Annotated in this window: 21 protein-coding genes, 2 tRNA genes and 3 pseudogenes; 16 read left to right on the top strand and 10 right to left on the bottom strand. The window is 58.5% G+C overall.

Annotated features, from left to right (window positions below; all coding sequences use genetic code 11):
• Nucleotides 1–9 precede the first annotated feature (9 nt).
• Nucleotides 10–633: an NADPH-dependent F420 reductase gene (locus ACW4E8_RS37410; protein ID WP_456809085.1), complete on the top strand. Its 624-nt coding sequence runs from the start codon at nt 10–12 to the stop codon at nt 631–633.
• 312 nt (nt 634–945) lie between these two features.
• On the opposite strand, the gene ACW4E8_RS37415 is transcribed toward ACW4E8_RS37410, so the two are convergent.
• Entirely contained in the window at nt 946–2,250 is a 1,305-nt protein-coding gene (locus tag ACW4E8_RS37415) for a D-amino acid dehydrogenase (RefSeq protein WP_456809086.1), read from the bottom strand.
• Nucleotides 2,251–2,615: 365 nt separating this feature from the next.
• On the opposite strand from ACW4E8_RS37415, the gene ACW4E8_RS37420 reads away from it, so the two are divergent.
• Entirely contained in the window at nt 2,616–3,539 is a 924-nt protein-coding gene (locus ACW4E8_RS37420; RefSeq protein WP_456809087.1) for an ornithine cyclodeaminase family protein, read from the top strand.
• A gap of 498 nt (nt 3,540–4,037) precedes the next feature.
• On the opposite strand, the gene ACW4E8_RS37425 is transcribed toward ACW4E8_RS37420, so the two are convergent.
• Entirely contained in the window at nt 4,038–4,376 is a 339-nt protein-coding gene (locus ACW4E8_RS37425) for a hypothetical protein (protein ID WP_456809088.1), read from the bottom strand.
• The gene (locus ACW4E8_RS37430; protein WP_456809089.1) at nt 4,360–5,328 is read right to left on the bottom strand and encodes a Bug family tripartite tricarboxylate transporter substrate binding protein; all 969 of its coding nucleotides are present in this window, start codon (nt 5,326–5,328) and stop codon (nt 4,360–4,362) included. The genes ACW4E8_RS37425 and ACW4E8_RS37430 overlap by 17 nt, the downstream gene beginning before the upstream one ends.
• A 315-nt stretch (nt 5,329–5,643) precedes the next feature.
• On the opposite strand from ACW4E8_RS37430, the gene ACW4E8_RS37435 reads away from it, so the two are divergent.
• The gene (locus ACW4E8_RS37435; RefSeq protein WP_456809090.1) at nt 5,644–7,092 is read left to right on the top strand and encodes a M81 family metallopeptidase; all 1,449 of its coding nucleotides are present in this window, start codon (nt 5,644–5,646) and stop codon (nt 7,090–7,092) included.
• A 136-nt stretch (nt 7,093–7,228) separates the two neighbouring features.
• Nucleotides 7,229–8,104: a LysR family transcriptional regulator gene (locus ACW4E8_RS37440; protein ID WP_022538301.1), complete on the top strand. Its 876-nt coding sequence runs from the start codon at nt 7,229–7,231 to the stop codon at nt 8,102–8,104.
• A 31-nt stretch (nt 8,105–8,135) separates the two neighbouring features.
• On the opposite strand, the gene ACW4E8_RS37445 is transcribed toward ACW4E8_RS37440, so the two are convergent.
• Together ACW4E8_RS37445 and ACW4E8_RS37450 are read right to left on the bottom strand one after the other, a co-directional pair.
• Nucleotides 8,136–8,477 carry a LysR substrate-binding domain-containing protein gene (locus ACW4E8_RS37445; protein ID WP_456809091.1) on the bottom strand — a complete coding sequence of 114 codons (342 nt, stop codon included), beginning with the start codon at nt 8,475–8,477 and terminating at the stop codon, nt 8,136–8,138.
• 585 nt (nt 8,478–9,062) lie between these two features.
• Nucleotides 9,063–9,541 (bottom strand): annotated as a pseudogene (locus ACW4E8_RS37450) (ATP-binding cassette domain-containing protein); the annotation flags it as partial.
• Nucleotides 9,542–10,656: 1,115 nt separating this feature from the next.
• Here ACW4E8_RS37450 and ACW4E8_RS37455 point away from each other — a divergent pair.
• The 5 genes from ACW4E8_RS37455 to ACW4E8_RS37475 all read left to right on the top strand — a co-directional run bounded on the left by ACW4E8_RS37455 (nt 10,657) and on the right by ACW4E8_RS37475 (nt 13,849).
• Entirely contained in the window at nt 10,657–11,286 is a 630-nt protein-coding gene (locus ACW4E8_RS37455; RefSeq protein WP_316149554.1) for a cytochrome b/b6 domain-containing protein, read from the top strand.
• A gap of 21 nt (nt 11,287–11,307) precedes the next feature.
• On the top strand, nt 11,308–12,081 hold the full coding sequence (locus ACW4E8_RS37460) for a molybdopterin-dependent oxidoreductase (RefSeq protein ID WP_456809092.1): 774 nt from the start codon (nt 11,308–11,310) through the stop codon (nt 12,079–12,081).
• A gap of 64 nt (nt 12,082–12,145) precedes the next feature.
• Nucleotides 12,146–12,418, top strand: coding sequence for a pentapeptide MXKDX repeat protein (locus ACW4E8_RS37465; RefSeq protein WP_456809093.1), 273 nt, complete (start codon nt 12,146–12,148; stop codon nt 12,416–12,418).
• Between the two features lie 324 nt (nt 12,419–12,742).
• Complete coding sequence (locus tag ACW4E8_RS37470; RefSeq protein WP_456809094.1) at nt 12,743–13,165, top strand: NUDIX domain-containing protein; 423 nt, start codon at nt 12,743–12,745, stop codon at nt 13,163–13,165.
• Between the two features lie 429 nt (nt 13,166–13,594).
• Complete coding sequence (locus ACW4E8_RS37475) at nt 13,595–13,849, top strand: hypothetical protein (protein ID WP_456809095.1); 255 nt, start codon at nt 13,595–13,597, stop codon at nt 13,847–13,849.
• Between the two features lie 300 nt (nt 13,850–14,149).
• Here the strand turns inward: ACW4E8_RS37475 and ACW4E8_RS37480 are convergent, their stop codons facing one another.
• Nucleotides 14,150–15,583, bottom strand: a complete 1,434-nt coding sequence (locus ACW4E8_RS37480; protein ID WP_456809096.1) for a hypothetical protein — start codon at nt 15,581–15,583, stop codon at nt 14,150–14,152.
• Nucleotides 15,584–16,342: 759 nt separating this feature from the next.
• On the opposite strand from ACW4E8_RS37480, the pseudogene ACW4E8_RS37485 reads away from it, so the two are divergent.
• Nucleotides 16,343–16,526, top strand: a pseudogene (locus ACW4E8_RS37485) (hypothetical protein); the annotation flags it as partial.
• 92 nt (nt 16,527–16,618) lie between these two features.
• Nucleotides 16,619–16,695: transfer RNA gene (locus ACW4E8_RS37490), tRNA-Ile, on the top strand.
• 116 nt (nt 16,696–16,811) lie between these two features.
• Here the strand turns inward: ACW4E8_RS37490 and ACW4E8_RS37495 are convergent.
• On the bottom strand, nt 16,812–17,186 hold the full coding sequence (locus ACW4E8_RS37495) for a PHA-granule associated protein 4 (RefSeq protein WP_456809097.1): 375 nt from the start codon (nt 17,184–17,186) through the stop codon (nt 16,812–16,814).
• Here ACW4E8_RS37495 and ACW4E8_RS37500 point away from each other — a divergent pair.
• Entirely contained in the window at nt 17,150–17,428 is a 279-nt protein-coding gene (locus ACW4E8_RS37500; RefSeq protein WP_456809098.1) for a hypothetical protein, read from the top strand. The genes ACW4E8_RS37495 and ACW4E8_RS37500 overlap by 37 nt on opposite strands.
• A gap of 129 nt (nt 17,429–17,557) precedes the next feature.
• On the opposite strand, the gene ACW4E8_RS37505 is transcribed toward ACW4E8_RS37500, so the two are convergent.
• The gene (locus ACW4E8_RS37505) at nt 17,558–17,758 is read right to left on the bottom strand and encodes a hypothetical protein (protein ID WP_456809099.1); all 201 of its coding nucleotides are present in this window, start codon (nt 17,756–17,758) and stop codon (nt 17,558–17,560) included.
• 350 nt (nt 17,759–18,108) lie between these two features.
• Between ACW4E8_RS37505 and ACW4E8_RS37510 the strand changes: the two genes are divergently transcribed.
• Complete coding sequence (locus ACW4E8_RS37510) at nt 18,109–18,312, top strand: cold-shock protein (protein WP_013954359.1); 204 nt, start codon at nt 18,109–18,111, stop codon at nt 18,310–18,312.
• 108 nt (nt 18,313–18,420) lie between these two features.
• On the opposite strand, the gene rpoD is transcribed toward ACW4E8_RS37510, so the two are convergent.
• Both rpoD and ACW4E8_RS37520 read right to left on the bottom strand, forming a co-directional pair.
• Nucleotides 18,421–20,451 carry an RNA polymerase sigma factor RpoD gene (gene rpoD, locus ACW4E8_RS37515; protein ID WP_456809100.1) on the bottom strand — a complete coding sequence of 677 codons (2,031 nt, stop codon included), beginning with the start codon at nt 20,449–20,451 and terminating at the stop codon, nt 18,421–18,423.
• Nucleotides 20,452–20,740: 289 nt separating this feature from the next.
• Nucleotides 20,741–21,089 (bottom strand): annotated as a pseudogene (locus tag ACW4E8_RS37520) (hypothetical protein).
• A gap of 568 nt (nt 21,090–21,657) precedes the next feature.
• On the opposite strand from ACW4E8_RS37520, the gene ACW4E8_RS37525 reads away from it, so the two are divergent.
• The 3 genes from ACW4E8_RS37525 to ACW4E8_RS37535 all read left to right on the top strand — a co-directional run bounded on the left by ACW4E8_RS37525 (nt 21,658) and on the right by ACW4E8_RS37535 (nt 23,034).
• Entirely contained in the window at nt 21,658–22,125 is a 468-nt protein-coding gene (locus tag ACW4E8_RS37525; RefSeq protein WP_456809101.1) for a fumarate hydratase, read from the top strand.
• A 109-nt stretch (nt 22,126–22,234) separates the two neighbouring features.
• Nucleotides 22,235–22,313: transfer RNA gene (locus tag ACW4E8_RS37530), tRNA-Ile, on the top strand.
• 406 nt (nt 22,314–22,719) lie between these two features.
• The gene (locus ACW4E8_RS37535; protein ID WP_013954362.1) at nt 22,720–23,034 is read left to right on the top strand and encodes an H-NS histone family protein; all 315 of its coding nucleotides are present in this window, start codon (nt 22,720–22,722) and stop codon (nt 23,032–23,034) included.
• Nucleotides 23,035–23,126: the final 92 nt, after the last annotated feature.

Here is a 23,126-nt window from a genome sequence, read left to right on the forward strand (position 1 = left end):
GAGACCGCCATGCAAACAGACATCGGTAAGACTATCGGCATTATCGGCGCGGGTGCGATCGGCATTGCGTTCGCGACGGCGCTGGCCCGACACGGCATCGAGGCGGTGGTGGCGAATAGCCGCGGACCCGAAACGCTGCATGCCGCCATGCAGGCGATTGGGCCCTCGATTCGCCCGGGCACGCGCGAGGAAGCCGCAGCGCAGGACATCGTGCTGGTGGCTGTGAACTGGTCGAAGCTGCCACTGGCACTGAGCGGGCTGCCCGAATTTGGCGGGCGGATTGTCGTCGACGCAAACAACCCAATTGAGGCCCCGCTGTTTCGCCCCGCGGACCTGCATGGCCGCTCTTCGAGCGCAGTGTTTGCAGACCTCGTGCCCGGCGCGCGTGTTGTCAAGGCGTTCAATCACCTGCAACCCGCGCTGGTGTCTGGCGATCCGCAAGCAGAAGGTGGCCGCCGCGTGTTGTTCTTATCGGGTGACGATGCGAGCGCCAAAGCCGAGGTGGCCACGTTGATCGATCGTCTTGGGTTTTTCGGCATCGATCTCGGTTCGCTCGATGTGGGCGGAAGGCAGCACCAATTTCCTGGAGGACCACTGGCGGCCCTTAACTTGGTGACAATGCGCTCGACTTGAAAGGCGGGACTGGAAGCAACCGAAAGAGGAACTCGCTAACGACGGCCCGGCAAGCTCCATATAGTGCACGTGTCCGCTGTGGCAGATCAACGGCCATCAGGAGTGGTTGGATGGGCTGATTGCCAGCGCCGATAAATGATTATGCAGCAACTGGCCCTTCGAAACGCCTCAAACGGATAGCCTTCATTCGCCAAGTGTGGCCGCCGTCGCACGTTGCCGCGCCCCGCAGGAGGGCTCCTAAACGTTAGCAGCAAGCGACGCCGCCTTCTCAATGCCACGTACCTGCGTACGTGCAGCAACCGGCAAGTACGCTTAGTTCAGCGCGAGGTTAGGCGAGCCAAGTTTCCGGTAGTCGCGGCGCACGTTCCGACCTGCGAGCTGATATGGCGCCAGATCGAGAGCGGGTGAACGGCCGCACAAAGTGTCCGCGACGAGCTTGGCGCTGGCACAGGCGAGCGTGAAGCCAAGGGCTCCGTGTCCAGTGTTTAGATGAAGGTTCGACAAATTTGTCTTACCAAGGAGAGGCTTGCTGTCCGGCGTGGCCGGACGGGCGCCGGTCCAGACTTGTGCTCCGGAGTAATCTCCAGCATTTGGCATCGTGGCCGCGGCTTGGGACCTGAGAAGCTCGATCCGCGCCGCATCGAAGTGGGAGTCGGTGGGCGTCATATCAACCATTCCCGCGATTCGCAGGTGCTGACCGAGCTTGGCATAGACGATCTTATGATGCAGGTCTGTTACGCTCAACGCAGGGGCCTGATGTGCCTCCTCCACCGGAACAGTCAAGCTGTAACCCTTGAGCGGATACATCGGAAGTCGAATGCCGAGGTCGGCTGCCAGCTCTGAGCTGCCATTGCCGAGCGCGAGCACATACAAATCGGCATTGACATCGCCAGAATCGGTGCGCACCGCCACCACCTTGCCGCCTTCCCGGATGAGCCCGTGGACTCGATTGTTGAACAGGAAGTCGACTCCATACTTCTCTTTGGCGACACGACCAAGTTCGCGCGTGAAGAGATAACAATCGCCGGCCTCTTCGGAGGGGGTCAGGATGCCTCCGGCCAACTTGTCGCCCACTGCGTAAAGCGCAGGCTCTGCAAGCACGCACGCCTTCGCGTCCAGTGCACTTTGTTCGGCGCCAAACTTCGCCTGGAATTCCATCTGCCGTTTCGCAACTTCAAACTCGACAGGATCACGATACACAACAAGCTTGCCGCTCTTGCTGTGGGCGAAATCGATGCCTTCATCCAGCATGACATCGTTCATGACGGCTTTGCTGTAGGCGCCGAGCAACAACATTTCCACCGTTGTCTGTCGACTACGGTCGGTAGTGCAATGACGAAGGAACTGCATGCACCAAGTCCATTGCGCCAGGCTCAGCCTGGGCCGGAAAAGCAATGGTGCTGTCTTACTGAGCAGCCACGCGGGTAAATGATGAAGGGCCGAGGGGCCGGCGAGCGGCGCGACATAGCTGTAGCTGAGCTGGCCCCCATTTGCAAAGCTCGTCTCCACGCCGGCTTCCGGGTGTTGTTCGACGACAGTGACGCGATGACCTTCACGAGCCAGGAAGTAAGCGGTGGTCACGCCGACGACGCCGCCGCCAAGCACACATACATGCATAGTTTCGTTTGGGGTTGTTGTCCCAGTTACGTACTGGAGAGAGACGCTCGCTGTTGCAATTTCAGCGCTACACCAGTATGCGAACGTCTGTAAGTCGGCGCAATTGACAAAACGCTACCGGGTATAACCCTCAGTTAATCCATTTTGGTGCGTCGATGTATGCGTCGCACGAATTCGAGGCTAACGCTGTTCGGAAGGGCGCAATAGTCGCGCGGCCGTAGCTGGAAGCGCACATCGTCCGGCATATAGCCTCAGGTTAGGCGGGGCAAAAAAAACGCATTAGACGGAGGCGCGTGATCGGGAAACAATCGGCCTCTCTCACCACTATGCAGTACTGCCATTAGGCAGACGCGGAAGCACGCACTATGAAACTGATCACCGATGAGCAAGTCCGCAGCGTTCTCACCATGCGCGAGAGCAGCGCGGTTGTGCGCGATGCGTTCATCGCGGCAGCACAGGGACGCGCCGTAACACTTCCTCGCTCGCGTACCTATCTCGACCATCTGACGCTCAGTGTTATGGGCGGCATCGTGGCGCCTGCCGGGATGTGCGGAGCGAAGGTCTATTCCACTAACGCTGGGAAATTCGACTTCGTTGTCGTGCTCTTCGATGGCACGGACGGCCACTATCTGGGGACTCTCCAGGGTAACGCACTGACGGAGTTCCGTACTGCGGCGACCACGCGTGTCGTCATCGAGGCGCAAATGCCCCAAGAGGCTTCCACGCTGACGATCTTCGGTGCGGGAGTTCAGGCGCGGGCACATCTCGCCGCGTTGCTGGAGCTCGATGTGTTCCGCCGCGTCTTCATTGTCAGTAAGGGCGACGGAGAAGCAATGGCGGCCAGCTTCTCGCAAGCGCATCCGCACGTGGAGTTCCAGACTGCTGAAGCAATTACGGCTGTGCCGGAAGCGGATGTAGTGATCACATGCACCCGGAGCCCGACGCCCTTGTTTGATGGCAAGCTCCTCAAGCCGCACGCTTTTGTCGCCGCAATCGGATCGAGCAAGCCACAGACGCGCGAAATCGATGATTCCACGCTGCAGCGCGCGGCCCGAATTATCGTCGAGCACAAGGAACAGGCGCGCAACGAAGCGGGCGACCTGGTGATGGCGCAGGATGGCGTCGTCGACTGGGATCGCGTTCTGGAGATCGGCAACGTGTTGCCTGAAGACGCCGCTGCTCACGGCGCTGCTCAAGGCATCGGCATCTACAAGTCGGTTGGCGTCGGGCTTGTCGACGTCGCCCTCTCGGCGCTCGTCTACAAGAAACTCGAAGCTGTGCAGTCATAGATTCGCCGGCCTGGTACCGCCTCCTCGAAGAATAAGGAGGTGTGGATGGCGGCGGTCGCTCTGGGCCTGTTTTTTGGGGGAGCGCGTTCTCCAAGCGCACCGACGTCTACCTGAACGTTGCCTATATCCGGAACAAGGACGGATCGGACCTCGGCACCGGTGGCTTTGGAACAACCGTTGCTGGCAAGAACCAGGCCGGTGCGGTCTTGGGCGTTCGACACAAATTTTAATCTCGGTAAATCAGCCGCATTCGAGGGGGCGCATATGATGCGCCCTTTTTTCGTTTGCTCACTTCATACGCTCGGGGCCCACGCTTTATCCGACGATCGTGGGTCACAAGAGTGTGAGGGCGCCCACCGTTGTATTGCCACCCTTTTATTGGCGGGGAGCGCAGCCAAGCACAACCGGCTACATGGCTTTTGGGCAGCGCAAAACGCCCGCCGCTTCTGGGGCGACGGGCGTCTAAGTCAGCTAGTGAGCGATTGCAGTGGTCTGGCGCTATCCGTGCTTTGGCTCGAGGTGGTCTCCCGCCAGACCGTAGAGCTCCTCGTCCGGGGCCTTCCAAAGCAGTGCTGCCACGATGGAGAGGGCGCCAACACCTACGAGAAGATAAAAGGCGGAGAAGAACGCGCCGCCAGCGGCGGTAATCAATGCTCCCATGATTGCTGGGAAGATCGAATTGCCGAGCTGCCCCCCGAAGTTCATCAGGCCGGTGGTGCTGTCGATGAGGTGTTCCGGCGCACGACGCAATGGTGCTGAGAATACCGTCGCGTAGACCAGGTTGAACGAGAGCGATGGAACGTTTTGCGGGCCAGCCCGGTCATTCGACCTTTGCACCGCTCTTGCGTACTACTTCACCCCATTTCGCACGTTCGGCCTTGATGTGCTTCCGGGCATCGTCCGGGGTGCCACCCACAGGCATGGAGCCCAGCTTCTGAAGCTGGGCCTGGACGTTCTTGTCCTGCATGACCTCATTGAATGCCTTGTTGAGCTTCGTGACGATCTCCGCCGGTGTGCCGGGAGGAGCGATGATGGCACCCCAGGCAGTCATTTCGAAGCCCTTGACGCCTGCCTCATCCATCGTCGGGACGTCAGGGAAGAGTGGCGTTCGCGCTTTGGACGTGACTGCCAATGCGCGGACCTTACCTGCCTTCACATTTGGCCCGATGGGGCCGAAGTTGTCGAACATGAACTGGACATTGCCGGCCATCAGGTCATTCTGAGCTTGAGGAGCCCCTTTGTACGGTACATGCACTGCCTTGATACCAGTCATGGTCTTGAAGAGCTCGGCACCAATGTGTGCCGACGTTCCGATACCTGCCGAGCCGAAGGAAACCTTGTCGCCGTGTTGCTTGCAGTACTGGACGAGTTCCTGCACGTTTTTCACCGGCAGATTGTTGTTCACGACCAGTACGCTCGCGGTCTTGGTCAGAAGGACAACCGGCTCTAACTTGTTGGGGTCATATGGCAGCTTCGTGAACAAGAATTCGTTCGTCGTCAACGTAGCGTTGTTGCCATAGCCGATCGTGTAACCATCAGGCTGCGCAGTCATGACGGCCTGCATGCCGATGTTGCCGGCGGCGCCGGGCCGATTGTCGACCACGAGCGATTGACCGAGCTTCTTGCCGATCTCGTTGCTAAAAATCCGTACGACGATGTCCGGGCTGCCGCCAGCGGCTGACGGCACAACGACGCGGATAGGGCGATCAGGATAGGCCGCGTGGGCAGCACCGATGGACATGGCAAAGGCCGAGGCGACGAAGATTTTGCGAAGCAAAGAGTAGCTCATGGTTTCATCCAGTGAAGAAATGCGCGATCGTGTCGGACCGCCGCAAGCGCGGCTGGGAGCGATGTCATATTGATGTGACATGCGGCCCCCGTCTAATGAAAAGATAGAGGGGGACATAGTTTTTGGTTATGCCGTAGGGTTCTCTCTACCCCCCATTCCCATCTTCGCTATGATGGTGCATAACCACCGGTTAAGGCGGCCCGCTTTTTTTCATTTGTCATGTACAAGCGCGCGCGCCAAACTTTCCCCATCCTGACGCTTTTGCGTCACTTTTCCGGACTTGCCGCGGCCTGCGGCGAACCATAGGGGTAAGCAATGCGTGTATTCAGCGCCGGCATTGGCACCGAAACCAACACTTTTTCTCCGTTGCCCACGGGCCTCGATGCTTTCAAGGCGGGGGGGTACTACCCGGCAGGCAAGCATCCGGAGCAGATGACGCGTTACGCTGCGCCACTGATCATTGCACGCGAGCGTGCGCGCACAAAGGGGTGGACAGTCCTAGAGGGACTTTATGCGCAGGCGCAGCCGGCCGGCCTGGTAACTCGGGCGGCGTACGAGACGCTCCGGGACGAGTTGCTTTCCGATCTAAAGAAAGCACTGCCGGTCGACATGGTTCTCCTCGGCCTACACGGCGCCATGGTCGCCGATGGTTATGATGATTGCGAAGGCGACCTGATCGAGCGTGTCCGCGCGATTGTTGGACCGGAAGCGATTATCGGTTGTGAGTTGGACCCGCATGCGCACCTCAGCGAAGAGATGGTCTCCAACGCAAACATACTGATCGCGTACAAGGAGTATCCGCACACCGATATCAGGGAGCGAGCTATCGAACTCGTTGATCTGTGTGCTCGCACTTATGCGGGGGATATCCATCCCGTGGCTGCAGTGGTGGACACAAATATGGTCGTGCCGATTCACACTTCAAGGGATCCGGGCAGAGCGTTCGTGGACAAGCTTGCTGGGTTGGAAGGCAAGAATCGCGTTCTGACCATTTCGGCTGTTCAGGGATTCGCGACGGGCGATGTGCCGGCCATGGGGACGAAAGTTCTTGTGTATACCGACGGTGATGCGGTTGCGGCCCAGACGCTCGCTCAAAGCCTGGCGGATGAACTCATAGCACTTCGTGAGCAGCTTCGACCGTATTACCTGACTATCGACGAGGCGCTTGACGACGCGTTGGAAGCGGGACAAACGCCAGCAATTCTCGCTGACCGGTCCGACAATCCCGGAAGTGGCGCGGCTGGCGATTCGACCTTCATTCTCGGGCGACTCATCGAGCGCGGTATTACTGACGTCGCCGTGGGGCCGCTATGGGATCCCGTTGCGGTGCAGATGGCATTCGCAGCGGGCGAAGGCGCGCGCGTCGGACTTCGGATCGGCGGAAAGATCAGCCCTGGTTCCGGAAATCCGCTGGACGTTACCTGCCTTGTCAAGACGCTCCGTCACAACTACATCATGACCGGCATCGCTGGCGAACCGCTTTCAGTGGGCGACGCCGCCCTCATTGAGTTCGACGGTATCGAGTGTGTATTGATCTCGAATCGGTGCCAGGCGTTGAACGTGGACCTGTTCACAGGTATCGGCTGCGATATCGCCAAGAAGAGGATCGTGGTAGTCAAGTCGGCCCAGCACTTCTACGCATCCTATTCCAAGGTGTCAGAACGAGTCCTTTACGTAGGCGCTCCTGGTTCGGCTACGCCGCGCTACGACTTGCTGACTTACAAAAAGGCAAAGCTGCCAAAATGGCCGATTACCCCGAGCTAACATCGTCGCCACCGCATGGAACTGGCATTACGTGTTTGTGCACGCGGAGCCGGATCATTTGGCATGGCCACCTAATGGTGGATTGGTGCAATGAACATTTCGGCACCGTCGGTGCGCGACTAACATTGGAGCTGGCATGCGGCTACGTCATATTGAAGTATTCCACGCAGTCATGCAGGCAGGCTCGCTGTCGAGCGCGGCTGAATTTCTGAACATCTCGCAGCCTGCGGCGAGCAAGATGCTTGCGCAGGCAGAGCAGAGTCTGGGGATTGCGCTATTCAAGAGATTGCCGGGGGGGCTTAAGCCCACCCCCGAGGCCACAGTTCTGTTTCAGGAAACCAAGCATCTCCACTCGAGTCTGGAGCGCGTTCGCCAGCTAGCCCGCAATCTCACCGCGCATCCGGGAGGAATTCTGAGGATCGGATGTATCCCCAGTCTCGGATTGAGCCTCGTCCCCCAAGCGGTGGCCGAGTTCATTCGCCTGTGTCCGGATGTCTCGATCAACATCCGTACCGAAAATAATGAAGTGCTGTCGGCGCTCTTGTTGGCGCGAGAGATCGACATTGGCATCGCATTTGAACCGTCAGCGCCACCCGGAATCACCGTCGAGGAATTGGGGCGAGCCCGGGCCGTTTTTTTCGGCCCTGAGAGCGTTCGCCGCGGACGAGGCGTCGTTCATCTCGATGACCTGGAACGTTCCCAGTGGATTCGTCTTGACTCGGCTGATCCCCTGGGGTCGCGCATCGAAGAGGTGCTTCCCGCCATCAACGATGGCAGCGCGACTATTGAGGTCAAGACCTATTATCTTGCGCGGGCACTTGTGGAAAGGGGCGTAGGCTTTTCGATTATCGACGAGTACACGGCTCAGTCCACGAGCGACACAAAGCAACTGATATTCGTTGAGCCGCCGTTGTCCGTGGGCGTTTGCATCATGACTGCCGCCAGCAACGTTGGGACCCACGCGCTGAAAGTCTTCATCGAGCAAGTCACGAAGCGTTTGAGCGCAAAGTAAGCGTGGTCGGCCGGTTGTGGCTGACAGCTACTCAAATCTCTGACGGTTCGTCCGGTGTCTCGCTTGGCAGAGCGCTCAGCCAGGCGGAGAAGCGTTTGAGCGCATCAAGGTCGGAACGCCACTCGGGCCAACGAAGATAGTACCCACGAGCAGCGATCCACGGCACTCTGCTAAGGCAGACCAACTGCCGCGATTGCACGGCATTGCTCACGATGAAGTGGGGAAGTAGGGCAATACCCAGGCCCTCGATGGCGCCCGCCAATGCCATCGAAAGAAGCGCATAACATGGCCCACCTTGCAGATTGGACTCCGGAAGAGCACCCGACAGGCCCACCTCCTGCAGCCACCCGGGCCACGCTTCTGGGACTGTCACTCGCCGAATCAACGCAAAAGACTTCAGCAGGTCCAGGAGTTGGTCCTTCGATAACGAGACCCCTCGTATCTTTCGCTCCGCCTTAGTGGCTCTTCTTCTCCGTAGGTTAGTCAGGGCGTTGCTTCCGGGTTGTCGCGACCATGCGGTCGATGTCGATCATGGCGAATTTCCACCATAACGCGACATCAGCTGACGTGGGTCCGCAAGCCGTTGGATAGCAGTCATACACAAACACGCTGCCTCCGGCCGCTAATGGCCGGTCTCGGACCAATGCTCGTCCCGATACTTCGACCGGTTGAATCCAAAACCCAAAGCGGCCGGTGAATAACTCAGGAAGCGCCCATTCAAAGATCGAATGGGGTGTGGGCTAGTTTCACACGAACTTGCTTGGACAAGGTCTTGGCAGCGGGCGATTCCCGCACCGCGCCCCGCAGAAGTTCTTTATTGGATTCGGACAGCGGACCCTCGTGATCGATCTCGGCGCCTAAGTTCGTATCAGTCTCGAGGCGCTCGATGGCGACCTTTACGCTGAATCCTGTGAAGCTTACGCCTGCCCTTTGTCCCACCATTTCAGGCGATGACCTTCTACTCTGCGGCAGGCTGCTCACGCATGCGACGGGCTTCGTCGCGCAGGAACTGCTGGTAATCGTCCAGATCCCCGTCGAAGGGCTCGACGCCGCCCTTGGTGACCAGCCAGAACTCGTCACATACGGCGCGCAGCAGGGCCCGGTCGTGACTGACCAGCATCACTGTGCCTTCGAATTCGTTGAGCGCCATGCCTAGCGCTTCGCGTGTGGCCAGGTCGAGGTGGTTGGTAGGCTCGTCGAGCAGCAGCAGGTTGGGGCGCTGCCACACGATCATGCACAACACGAGCCGCGCCTTTTCGCCGCCGCTCATCGTGCTAACCGCCTGATGGACCATGTCACCACTGAAGTTGAAGGTGCCGAGGAAGGTGCGAAGCGATTGTTCGGTGCCACTCGCATGTGCGCCGGCGTGTCCTTGGCAAGGCGGATCATGTGTTCCATCGGCGTGTCGAGCGGGCGCAGCACGTCGAGTTCCTGCTGACCGCGGGGGCCAGCAAACGCTGTCTGCCCAGGAGGTCAAAGGCCTTCGCCTGTTCATCGGCAAGGCTCAATGCGCGACGTGCCACAACGGCCCGCTCCTGACCGACCAGGCCTTCCACAACACCGGCATCCCACCCAGAGAGCCCGCACGCCCAGACCGTGGCCGCGCGCCCGCCACAGCCAAGGTTCTGGCGGACGAGTTCAACTGCCTGAGCCGCTACAGCGACGCGCCCCCGCAAGCGTGCCAGGAATTGAGCTTCATGGCGACCGGCGAACCGGGCATGGAAGGCGTCTTTAAGACCCCGAGCTTGCGCAACGTGGCCCTACGAGCTCCGTACATGCACGCAGGCCAGCTTGCGAACCTGGACGAGGTAGTGACGCACTACGTGCGTTCGCCGGCAGCGGCGGTTGGTCATTCCGAACTGGCACATGGCGGCCAGGGACACACTGAGCGCAAGCCCATCCGCTTGACGGAGGAGGAGACGCGGGACGTTGTCTCGTTCCTGAGCAGTCTATCGGGGCCCATCGTGGAGCGCCCGTCTCGACCTGATTATCACGGCTCCGAGCAAGTCTCAGGCCGGTAAGCGCGTCATTGTAGTTGGTGAGGCGGTCGTGCGAGACCTGGCCAACAATCCTAGGCTCGCTAATGGCTTCCGTCCCCTGGCTTTGGTCGCTGTGCAGGTGCGGCTAGTTACTATCGAACTCTGAGTTGGCGCAGAGACAGGAGCTGTTTGGATGGGCTCCTTGGCGGACGAGTACCGTCCTCGGGCGGGCGAGGCTTTAGGTTTGGGACCGCCAATACGTCGGTTCTGCTTTCTCCGATTGGGGCTGGCGTCCTCGGTCGATACATCGAAAGCACGGCCAGCCGGAGCGAAGGCCTACTTTGCCTCCTCCGGGATTTGCTCCTATCGTGAATGCGCGTGTCGCTCTTATTTTCAAAGGCCGAACTGGCGTGGATTTCCTGAGCTGACAAGTGGCGTTTGGCGCATTTTCCAGCAGCGGAACAAGGGTGACAGGGCAAGAATGAGTTGACCTTGTAAGGTCTGGGCGTCTGGGACGACGAACGTGGTGAAGCAGGCGGTCACCGATGTGCCGCCTGCCGTCGGAGAAAGCAAGTGAACAATGCCCACCATGTGCCGCCCGATAAGTTGGCGCTGCACGGCCAGTCCATCCAGCCCGCATGGGTTCGCATCACGCACTGGCTGAATGTCATCGCGGTGCTCATCATGATGCTTAGCGGCTGGCGCATCTACAACGCATCGCCGCTGTTCGGCTTCCACTTTCCCAATGCAATCACCCTGGGCGGCTGGCTTGCCGGGGGCCTGCAGTGGCATTTTGCTGCGATGTGGCTCCTTGTCGCCAATGGCTTGTTCTATTTGGTGATGAATATCGTCACGGGCCGTTTCCGGCGACGCTTCTTCCCGCTTTCCGTCCCAGCGGCGCTGCGTGACATTGCAGCAGCCATGCGAGGCAAGCTCACGCACCCCAATCTGGCCGAATACAACGCTGCCCAGAAGCTTTTCTACGTGGGGGTGGTGGTGATAATTGTGCTGACAGTGCTGTCTGGGCTTGCCATCTGGAAGTCGGTTCAATTTCCCTTGCTACGTGTATTGATGGGAGGCTATGACGCTGCGCGTTGGGTGCACTTCATCGGCATGAGCGCGATTGCGCTCTTCCTTGTCATTCATGTGGTGATGGTGTTGCTGGTACCACGCACCCTCATCATCATGCTGCGCGGACGCTAGGTTTCGATGGGGAGAATGGTCATGAGCAAAGCTGAGCGAATCGTCAGGCTCGACCGCAAGCTGATATTGGACGATGCAACTCGCGAGCTGAGCATGCCATCTCGCCGACTGTTTGGAAAGCGTGCCATTACGCTTGGTGGCTTGCTACTGCTGACGGGCTGCAGCATTACCGACAAACCGTCGGTTGAGTCCTTTCTAATGGCAGTTTCGCGCTTCAATGACCGCGTGCAGGGCTGGCTGTTCGACCCTAACCGGCTGGCGCCGACCTATCCCGAGTCAAGGCTGACGCGGCCGTTTCCTTTCAATGCCTACTACGGCCTCGCTGATGTACCAGAGGTAGATGCCAACGCGTTTCAACTGGAAGTCGGTGGCTTGGTCTCGCGCAAGACGGCATGGACCCTCGAAGAACTCTACGCGTTGCCGCAGACGGCGCAGGTGACTCGCCATATTTGTGTCGAGGGGTGGAGTGCCATCGGCAAGTGGGGCGGTACGCGCTTCTCTGATTTTCTCCAGCGCGTCGGTGCCGATACCACTGCAAAATACGTGGGCTTTCTCTGCGCCGATGACTACTACACCAGCATCGACATGCCCACTGCGCTGCATCCACAGACCTTGCTTACTTTCACCTACGATGGCGAACGCCTGCCGCCGAAGTATGGGTTTCCGATGAAGCTGCGCATGCCCACCAAGCTTGGGTACAAGAACCCGAAGCACATTGTCGCGATTTACGTCACAAACAAGTATCCCGGCGGTTACTGGGAGGACCAGGGATACAACTGGTTTGGGGGCTCCTGACCCCCCGAAACCTGACCGGCAAGTCTGCCGGCTTCTCCCTACCAATCCAATCAAGGAGCACAACATGAACAAACGCCTGGTTTTGCTGCTTTCCTCCGCGGTGTTGCTTGCCAGCCATGCATGGGCACAGGACGCGATGAAGAAGGACGAGATGGGCAAGGGCGCCATGGGTGCCAGCGGCAGCATGGCGAAAGAGTCCATGGGGAAGGACGACATGGACATGAAAAAGGAAAAAATGAGCAAGAGTCACGCCAAGAAGCCTCACGAAAAGAAGGAAGGCATGAGCAAGGATGCGATGGGAAAGGATTCCATGGGGAAGGACGCCACGAAGCAATAGTAGGTCGTGCGCACGTTGCCTACCCGTCGACTAGTGAGGGAAAGGAGGCCTCATCTTCCGTTGGCCGACAGGTGAGGCTTCTTATGGCGACCACGGCGTGCTGCCACCGGCATAAACGCTGGACAGTAGCAACCGCTGGCAGATGACTGGGAAACGCGGCGATAAGCCGCCAAGGCGCCTCTGGGAGGTAGCTAGCGCACTGGTTGCAACATCTACCACGGTCACCCAATAGTCTGCTTACAGCAAATCCACGGCTATCTTTCGGGGACTGCACCGTGTAGCCTCATTCAGGCTTGCGATGCCCGTATGTGCGAGAAACTGACGATGAAGGCCCATGAGCGTTCGGCTGGCTTGATGGTCCTGCGTAGCTTTGGCGACCAGTGGCACTGCCTGGTCCTGCGCGCATATCGGAATTGGGACCTGCCCAAAGGCTTGTTAGAGCCTGAGGAAGAGCCGCTACAGGCTGCGTTGCGTGAGACCAGAGAGGAAACCGGCTTATATACGCTCGAGCTTCGTTGGGGCGAAGACTATCGGGAAACAGAACCCTACGGGCACGGTAAGGTTTCGCGCTTCTATCTAGCGTTGTCACCTATCGGAGACGTGACTTTGCCGAATAGCGCAGAACTCGGTCGCCCGGAGCACCACGAATTTCGCTGGGTCACCTTTGCCGAGGCTAGGAAGCTTCTGCCGTCTCGGTTTGAACCGATTCTCGGATGGGCGCAGCGTACCGTCAGTGCGGTCGGCTAGCTTCCGCATGCGCCGGGTTGGCGTCCCGGCATGTCCTTGCGGGTGCGTGTGCTTACAGTCTGGCGGCCAGCTCGCAGAGCCCTACGGCTTGCTTCCGAAGGCTCACCGAGCAGGCAGCCGCGCGCGGGTGCCGTTCCAGCCGTCGCCGAGGTGCCAGCCGTTACTTGTCCTGTTCCTGAATAGCGTGAACGAGATTGAAGCCAGCGCCGCGGACGACCCTTGTAATATTCGGCTTATCCAAAAGACAAAGACGCAGTGGCGACTCATATCTTGCGATACCTTCAGCCACGGTATGCCGGGTTCACCGGGGGAGCACAAGATGCCTTCAAACAACCAGATTGACCTCGAAGTTGCGCGCCTACACCCATTGCGACGCGCAGGGAGTTGAGAGCATTGAAGAATTCGAGGCGCGGGTCGGTTCTGGAGTAGGTGGATCTGGGCGCGATCGCGGTGGGACCTGAAGAAGACGGCTCCTTCCTGATGGTCGGAGTGCGTGGCGTGATCGAGGCGATCGTTGGAGGGGTGGCACCAGCGTTACCAATGCTGGAGCAGACCGCGACGAATGCAGACATCGCGGCGACTGCGAAGAGGCACTTTTTCACGTTTTTCCGGTTATTTTATATCTGTATAAGCGGAGCCAGCGATCCGCGGGTGACCCTGGCAAGTCCGCTTCCGGAGGCTTAACGTGATATTGCGAAGATTGGTGGACAGGAGCATGCGCGCCTTGGGGGCAGCAAGATTGGGGGGGGGAGTGGGGTGCACCGCCGGTGCCCACGCAAATGCAAGAACCTAGAGACTGTCTAGGCGCCCACAAAGAGCAACCTGAGTATTAGTGCTCGACCCTGTCATTGGGTGGCGACACAAAATAGGCGCATCGCGGACCTGCGGGGAGAACGAAGGTCGCATGTCGACCCACTCCCGCCGGTCGCACGATCGGACATCGAAGGTCCGCTAACCGACCGCTTCCCGCCATAACGCAACCGCCTAGTCGTCCACCTTGATCTCTATCTGAGTGACACCGCTACTCTTTTCATCGTCCGGTGCAGTTGGAAACGTTACCCGCCCATTTGAGGACAAAATTGCTTGTCTGCATGCTCGCGCGTATCCGGAATTTGGGGATGCAACTAGATACTGCACTGGAGGAAACAGATCGGGAGTAAAGACCAAGGCGGTAGAAGCAGTTCCTGCGGCACTGTGGCATTTCTCCGTGAAAGGGTCCCCACGGTCGCCTAGCGACTGAAGTCGGAAGCCATTACCGAATAGGACGGCTTTGGCGGGCACCGTTACTTCATCTCGCTGTAAATCTTCGTGAATGTTCATGGAGAGTTGGCGCAACTTATCAATGTTCACGGCCTTATTGTCTTTGCCTTCTGCTTCCCCGATAAGCCGCCCCTCGTCACATTCGAATACGACATCAAATTCAGAATCCGAATCCTTAAAGGACTCAGCCTTGAAACCGAGGAGTCGAAGCGCATCAATAATTGCTGCTTCCAGAGCTTTTCCCTTTTCATACAACAACGCTCTTAGTGCCCCGGCAGATTTAAGGGCTTCCGATATTTCTTCCTTTCGTTTTTGCGCTTCTTCGACCTGTTTTTCGGCGGCGAGCAGTTCGATGCTTAGATTCGCTTCGGAGGCGAGCATATAACGGTTGTCGCTTGCCCATGTAGGTTCGGGAGTCACCTCAAGTGCGCTTCGCAACGCCTTGTCTAGCCCGACAATTGATGCCACCAAATGCTTGGAAAATTGTTGGCCGTCCTTTGTCCATTCGTCGTTCTCTTCATCAAAAAAATCATCGGAGTAGAAATCAATGTCGGGTAAGCATAGGAGCGTCCCCGCCGATGCCTTGGCTCGATAGAGAGCACCGACAAACTTCCCGCCAGAGCGAGTTACCAGGCATCCGGGTACGCTCTCATTGGTGAGGAGTACCTGGTATGTTGAATGTTTTTCGAACGCGCCCCAATAGGCAGCCAGAATCTCAGAACCACGATCCACCAGCCTCATCGCAGTTCCGGAAGTCAGCACTGGAGACAATGATGCAGGTATCGCTTCGTAGTTGCTATAGAGGGCAACGTGCGTAGTTGTCTTTTGATTGCGACCGGTTCCGGAATAGGTTCGCTTGCCAGTGTCGACATATACCTCAGTCAAAGGTGGAAGATAAACTACTACGGTTTTGCCAGTATCAACGGCTTGCTTTAGTTCTCGGCGCCAATGCTCGCAGCACTCTTTGAGGAGAAAGGAGGTGCTCTCACTCAGACTCGGCTTACCTTGAAATTTATCGCTGTAGGAAACGAATTCGTCAATATCTGGCCTGAACAATACAATATCCCAGTCTAGCAAAGATACCTTGGATCGAAACTCGGCGTATTCTATTTCTGGTGACGCGATTGAAAATCCAACGGTAATTATCTTCTTGCTCATAATTCTGTCCCCCTAAGTTTGTTATTTCCGCGCAGCGATTACGGATTGATTGCTCGATTATACCGGTGTGTCAAGCCGTCCGACGTTGATTGACGCATCGATATGTTGGCGGCCATTTCTCGGAGGAGGCGTGCGGATCGGGTCATCGTCGCCTTCTGTGGTCGATGACTTGCCCGTCAATAAGGGGGGCGGATTGACCGTTCGGCTTTGAAGCTACTGCTGCGGTGGCGCCGGGTTGACATGTTGACAGGCCGATGTGGGCCGACAGTGATCATCCGCTGGCCGTGAACTGGCATTCGCGGGAACGATGCATCCAATGATGAAGAAGGAACCTGACGCGACTTCACGAAGGGCAGTGCCCGGATGTCGCGAAAGCCGAGGAGCTTGCGTTGAGTATCCGGCGGGTTACGAACTGGAGCAGCCGTTCGATCGTTCGCTCGATCAACCGGTCGAGCGGCAGAAACTGGCCGGCTACCGCCGTTGCGCTCCTGCTAGATTCGACGGCGACGGTGAGCCACAGCATGCGGGGCCGGGCGAGCGCTGGCGTTGCCGTGATGCGGCGTCAGGGCACGATAACGGCGCCTTATCGCGAATAATCGAGAGGCACGCTCCGATGCGTCGACGTCTTGCGTGCTTCCGAGATCGGGGGCACCGTCATCTCGGACTTCTCGCTCCCGGTTTCGCGCTGCCGCGCCAGTGCGGACTGAGCATTCCGCGCTGTCCGCTGATTACGCCGGCTGCCATAAACGTCGTCACACAATGATGAGCCAGTCCGCTATTAGGTCTGCCAACCGCTGCGGTTATGCTCCGCGCTTCGTGCTCGCACGCGAAGCTCAGGCAGCGAAGAAGCACTTGCTAAAACTCCGCGCCGACACGAAGAAGGAGGCAATCGACGCGGCGAAGCGCGAGGTTGCCCAGGCGGTGGAAGCCGCAAAGTCCGCGTTTTTCCAGTTCGCCTGCAGAGCTATAGAACAGCGGCGGTGGAAAACTGTTCGCAAGAGGTCGCCTTCGGGTAACATCTCGCGCTCCACGCAAGGGCCGGAAGCTTAAGTGGTATAAGCCGTCGACTCATAATCGACTGATAGTGGGTTCGAGTCCCACCCGGCCCACCAATGATAGTGGTTCTTGTCATGCGAGGGATAGTGGGATACTGATACAACGACGCTGTCGAGTACCCGAGCTTCCCTACAGCGAACTGTTCATTGTCGAAAGGGCGGACCGCACCAGCTTACTCTGTCCACTGTGCATCCACCTCTCTCATCAAGTGCCCCGCGAGAATATAGTCCCCCAACTTCGCCGCCTTTGCCTCCAGGCTCTCTAGCTCATCTGCTGGCAAGTTGTTGAGCTCAAACTGACAGTACAGATTCCGCTGCCGGAACGTTGTCTTTGGTCGCAATAGGCCGGCAACGAGCGCAGCCGGCGAGCGGACGGCTATGTTTTCGTGCCCGCGATACTCGACGCGTATCCCAACCTTCTGGCCGAGCCTGCCGAGTTCAACAGCATCCTGCCAACCTGACTCGTAGTCCAACTCGACCACCGCTACTCCCTCTGTCTCCAGGAGCTTCAATGCCTCCCCTCTGGTTCCAGCTCGAGCTGTCGCCATTCTGTCCTCCGCTGCTTCCCTCGGCGGGCGTACGCGTATTTGCCAGCCGCAAACAGGGCGTGTGGCTATTCGCGCGCTTCTTCGGCCCTGGTCCTATATTGCACGGCAACATTGTAAGGGGCAGCTTCGATTGCTTGCGGATTTCGGTGAAGGTGATCAGCGGTTTCGGTGAACGTGATCAGGGAAGGAAGGTGGTACTGCGCGATCCGGTGCCAAATCAGAGATTCGACGACGGACGATGATGGCTGACATGGGCCGGCTATCGCCGTTGCGCTTCCGCCATCCCCGGTCGACAACGGTTAGCCGCAGCATACAGGCCAAGAAGTGCATGGGGCCGGAGTTGCCGGGACACGGCGATAGGGCACGAAGTCTTACCGAATGCTTCGCACGGCTTCGAGCATGGAGCGTCCTTGACTCGTCAGGCGGGGATAAGCATTGCCGCTATCATGCCCGTGCTCCATCGTGACCAGTTTGTGGGCCAGCAAGCCGTCCAATTGATCTGGTTCGAGATCATCGATATCTTGCGCATCGCCAACCAGTAGTAGTGCGGCGATTTCGTGCGGACTTAGCATGGCGGCCTCCTTTGCCGGCCTTTGCCGGGGTCGGAAAATGGAACCTACGACAGCTGGTCCGTGGGTCGAATTCCACGAGGACGATGAGAACGGCAGTGAATGCATCGGTGCGAGGGACGCGCGGGAAGCGCACACCGGGCATTCACCGTAAACTCTTTTGTCGCCTGAATCAAGCGACGCGTGTGTTGCGTCGCAGCAGGGCCAATCAATGCACCGGGGCATTTAAAGGCTTGTGAAGCCTCGACCAAAGGGATTGTCGGCGACGGCCCACCCGTGATACAAGATAGCCGCACATTTGGCGCAGGCCGGTGGCGTCATCTACAACTAGTCTTTCTTGGAACATTCAGAACATGGCAACAGGTACCGTCAAGTGGTTTAACGATGCAAAGGGTTTTGGGTTCATCACGCCGGACGACGGCGGCGATGACCTGTTCGCGCACTTCTCCGAGGTTCAGGGAAACGGCTTCAAATCACTTCAGGAGGGCCAGAAGGTCAGTTTTGAAGTCAAGCAAGGCCCCAAGGGGAAACAGGCAGCGAACATCAAACCGCTGTAAGAGTTCCGCGCTGCAAACGCGTCCTGTCAGGGCAGCGATCGGGCCGATGCGTGATCGCTGTGGGTCTGGGGTAGGGCGTCGAAAGGGGGGCGGACTCCTCGCCTTTGCTTAGCGCTCGAGAAAGGGCCTCAACTTGTCAGCGCGACTGGGATGCATCAGCTTGCGCATCGCCTTGCTCTCAATCTGACGGATCCGCTCGCGGGTCACGTCGAACTGCTTGCCGACCTCTTCAAGCGTGTGGTCAGAGGCCGTATCGAGCCCGAATCGCATCCGCAGGACCTTGGCCTCGCGCGGCGACAACTCGTCGAGTGCCTCATCGATCGCGGCGCGCATGTTCGCGTGAATCGCGGCCTCAGTCGGTGAACTCGCAGAGACATCCTCAATCATGTCACCGAGCGTCGCGTCGGCATCGTCGCCCACAGGGGTCTCGAGCGAGACAGGTTGCTTCGCGATCCTGAGGATACTGCGCACCTTTTCCTCGGACATCTCCATGCGCTCCGCGAGCACGGCGGGATGCGCTTCCTGTCCCGTCTGTTGCAGGAATTCGCGCGAAATCCGGTTCAGCTTGTTGACCATCTCGATCATATGCACCGGCACACGAATGGTGCGCGCCTGATCAGCAAGCGCACGCGTGACAGCCTGGCGGACCCACCAAGTGGCATACGTCGAAAACTTCCAGCCGCGCCGGTATTCGAACTTGTCCACCGCCTTCATCAGGCCAATATTGCCTTCCTGGATCAGATCCAGGAACTGCATGCCGCGGTTCAAGTATTTCTTGGCAATTGAAATGACAAGACGAAGATTCGCTTCGATCAGCTCCCGCTTGGCCTGCCGCATTTTCAACTCCGCGGCACTCATCTGGCGGTTGATCTGCTTGAGCTGCTGAAGTGGCAGCGAGGCCCGGGCCTCGATGTCGATGAGTTTCTGTTGCCCGGCCTGAATGGCCGGCAGATGTCGCTCAAGCGCCGCGCCAAATTGCCGCGAAGTCGCCGCCATGCGGCTGGTCCATGCAAGGTCGGTCTCGTGGCCCGGGAACGAATCGACAAACGCCTCGCGTGGCATGCCGCAACGGTCGACGGCGATCTCCAGGATGCTGCGTTCGATCGCACGAACCTCAGTAATCTGTGCGTGCACACTGGCGCACAGGCGGTCGATGGTTCTGGCCGTAAAGCGGATCGGCGCCAGTTCGCGCTGGATCGCCGAGCGCAATTGCGCAACCGCCGCGGAACGGGTTTTTCCAGTAACGGGTACAACCGGCAATTGCTCGAACAGTGCGCGCACGCGCACGAAAACCGCAAGACTGTCGTTCGTGAGCTGTTCGAGGCGGGCCGCGTTCGCTTTCTCCGGATCGCCGGCGTCCATTTCAACGTCATCACCGTCTGGGTCATCGTCGGAGGCGTCTGTTTCCACTTCAACTTCTTCGGACTCCAGCGTCATTTCGCTTTCGTTCACGTCGTCGCTGATGCCATCGACCAGTTCGTCGATACGCAGTTCGCCGGCAGCGATGCGGTCCGCATCGACAAGAATCGTGGACACGATCGACGGACACGTGGCGATCGCCTGAATCATGTCCTGCAGGCCGTCTTCGACGCGTTTTGCGATCTCGATTTCGCCAGCACGGGTCAGCAGTTCGCGGGCACCCATTTCACGCATGTACATCCGGACCGGATCAGTAGTGCGGCCGAATTCCGAATCGACGGTCGACAGCGCAGCTTCCGCTTCCTCGTCCGCCTGATCGTCTAATGCCACGGCGGCCGCGGCGTCGTTTAGCAGGAGCGTCTCTGTGTCCGGCGCCTGCTCGTACACGGCCACCCCCATGTCGCTGAACGTGCTGACGATCGTCTCCATCGCAGCAGTTTGCGTAAAGTTGTCGGGCAGGTGATCGTTGATGTCCGCGTGGGTGAGATAGCCGCGCTCACGACCAAGCGCGATCAGCGCGCGCATCTGGCGTTGACGCTCCTCGTCCTGGCGCGCCATTGACGCGATGTCCAGCGGTGTTGCGACGGCCTGGGTCTTTTCCTTTGGCGCGCGGCGCCCCGCTTTTGACGCAGCCGCGATCACGCGGGACACTGAATTGTCGCGAACTGGATTTGCCAATACATTCTCCTCGACAGGTTGGCCGACGATCGTCGCGTGCATGACGGCAGGTCAATTTGCCTGTCGAGGTGCGAACGAAATCGTGGAATGCTGCACGGACAGTCGAGGCCGGGATGCCTCTCACGGAATCCGGTGTGCGTAGAAGGGGGAACCCTACACTATACCGGACGACGTTGTGCGACGCAACATTCGGTGGGTAGAGATATTGCCCGAACTCTTCGAGAAAGGCCGAAAGATTCTCCTCTTCTCGCAGTTCACCAGCATGCACAAGCTCGTTGCCACCGCGCTCGACGAGGCGCATATCCCGTACCGGTGCTCACGGTCGATACCATCACCTATTTCTGCGAAGGGCACGTCCGGAGATCGTCCGGACCGGCACCGTGCACCTTCGGACACAAGCACTCGGCGAGCTCAGCGCCTCCAGGCGCTCTAGCTCACCTGCTGGCAGCTTGCTGAGCTCAAATTGGCAGTAAAGATTGAGCTGACGGAAGGTCAACTTTCGGGCGACTCAGCCCGCCAACGAGCGCCGCCGGGGAGCTAACGGCAATGCTCTCATGGCCGCGATACTGGACGTGTACACCGAGCTTTTCGCCTAGCCTGCCAAGTTCAATCGCATCTTGCCAACCAGACTCGTAGTTCAAATCCACGACCGTTACTCCCGCTGTTTCTAGGAGCTTCAGCGCCTCGCTTTTCGTCCCAGCCAGAGCTCTTCTCCACTACATGCAGGGCGTGTTGCTATTCGCGCTTCTTCAGCCCTGATCAATATTGCATAGCAGCATTTTAAGCGGGGAGCGGCCATCTTTGTCAGGTCCGGTCATCACGTGAGCAGGTTCAACCGAGCAAGATCCGCGTCTGGGGGCGGGAGCCGCGAAACGGGGGAAGTGGGGAAAGATCATAGGCGCAACACGCAGCCGCCCGCACCAGCCGCTGCCACGGCAATGTGACACCGAACAATGCAACAAGGATCCAGCCAAAGGCGCCTTTGGCCAGGAAGCCACAGCCACCACCTAAAGTGAGCAGAATGGTCGAGGTAGTAGCCCGCTAGGACCAGGCCAAGATCGGCTTGGGTTTTGTTGTTTTGGCGAACGTACCAAGTACCAAGAGAAAGCGCTGCGGAAGAGGGTGGCATCTCGGCCGTCGGCTGATCGCATCGGTTGGACGCAACTCAAAGAAGAAACTGAGCTCTATTATGTAAGGCCACTCGTGCGGTTATACTCCGCGCCTCACTCACAACTATGAATAACCAACATGGTCGCAGCAACTAAAACGACACGGGTAAGTGCAACTGCCAAGGGAAAACCTGCCGCAAAGAAGCTAGTCGTGCCAACGAAAAAGGCCAGCATGCTTGCCCGTGAGGCTCAGGCAGCGAAGAAGCACTTGCTGAAGCTGCGCGCTGACACGAAGAAGGCAATTGAAGCGGCTAAGCGCGAGGTTGCCCAGGCCGTGGAAGCCGCAAAGGCCGCGGCCCGCTTTGAAAAGCAAGCCGCAAAGGACAAGCTCGCGGCGAAGAAGGCGAAGGCTGCAGGCGCCAAGAAGGCGACGGGCAACAAAGCTGTCGCAACGAAAGCGGCCGCGAAAAAGGCCGCATCCGGGGGTAAGGTCAAGGTCGCCGCGAAAGCAGCTCCGAAGGCGGTCGCAGTGAAATCCACGCCGAAAAAGCGGGCATCGGCGAAGAAAGTGGTTCCGGCTGCGGCGTCGCCTGAGGCGTCGGCGTGATCCATGCCTCGGTTGGTAACGCGATGTCGCCATCCGGCTGATTGATGACAAGATGCTGTGGAAAGCTGAGGCGTACGAACTTGGCGCGGACGGCTTTCCCCTTCCAATTGGGCCTCTGGCTCATGCTTCGTTAAAGCATCGGACTCATAATCCGTTGGTGCCGTGTTCGACTCACGGGAGGCCCGCCACACAACCATTGGCTTCCATCCATCAGGTTTGTTTCTTTAGCCTGGACTAGACCGCGACCGGAGGTCTTGATGTGTCTTGGTAGTGACACGCGCTTTCTCTGACTGGTGCAATCCGCCCAGGCTATGTGGGAAGCCCAACCGCCGGCGCTCAACGTATATGAAGCGTACCCGTTTCTGCGATCCGCAGCTGACGTCATCGGGTGCGGATGTCGCCCACCTTCACTTCAAGCCGACATCTATATGAAGTCCGCTTTGACACTAACAGCGAAGCCATACATTAATACAAACAGTCCACACGATTTCAATCAGCTATCAGCTTCATTCGTAAGTCTTAGAGGACGAATACCTTGCAGACGGTCTTTGGAATGCGTATAAGTCAATTGTGACTGAACAATTGGAGGCAAAAATGGCCACGTATCAGGATTTGTTGGCGCAGAAGCAAGCGTTGGAAGCCAAAATCGAAGAGGCTCGTTCGACTGAGGTCGCGGGCGTCATCGAACAGATTCGCGAGCTGATGGTTCGGTATAGCCTGTCGCCGGAAGACGTGGCACCGCGTCGTCGTCGGGGCCGGCCCGCAAGTACAGCGTCCGCGGCCACCGAGAAAGCGCCGCTGCCGCCGAAGTACATGGATCCCAAAACCGGCAAAACCTGGTCGGGACGTGGACGGACGCCGGCGTGGCTGGGCAAACGGCCCGAGCGTTTCCTTATCCAGCAGGAATGATCGATTGCACGCGCGTCGTCCCTTGAATGACGACGACTCAATCGACTCTCCACGAGACTGTACGTGTCAACGTGACCGGGCAGGCGGCAGCC

The sequence above is a fragment of the Cupriavidus sp. CP313 genome (assembly GCF_054072015.1).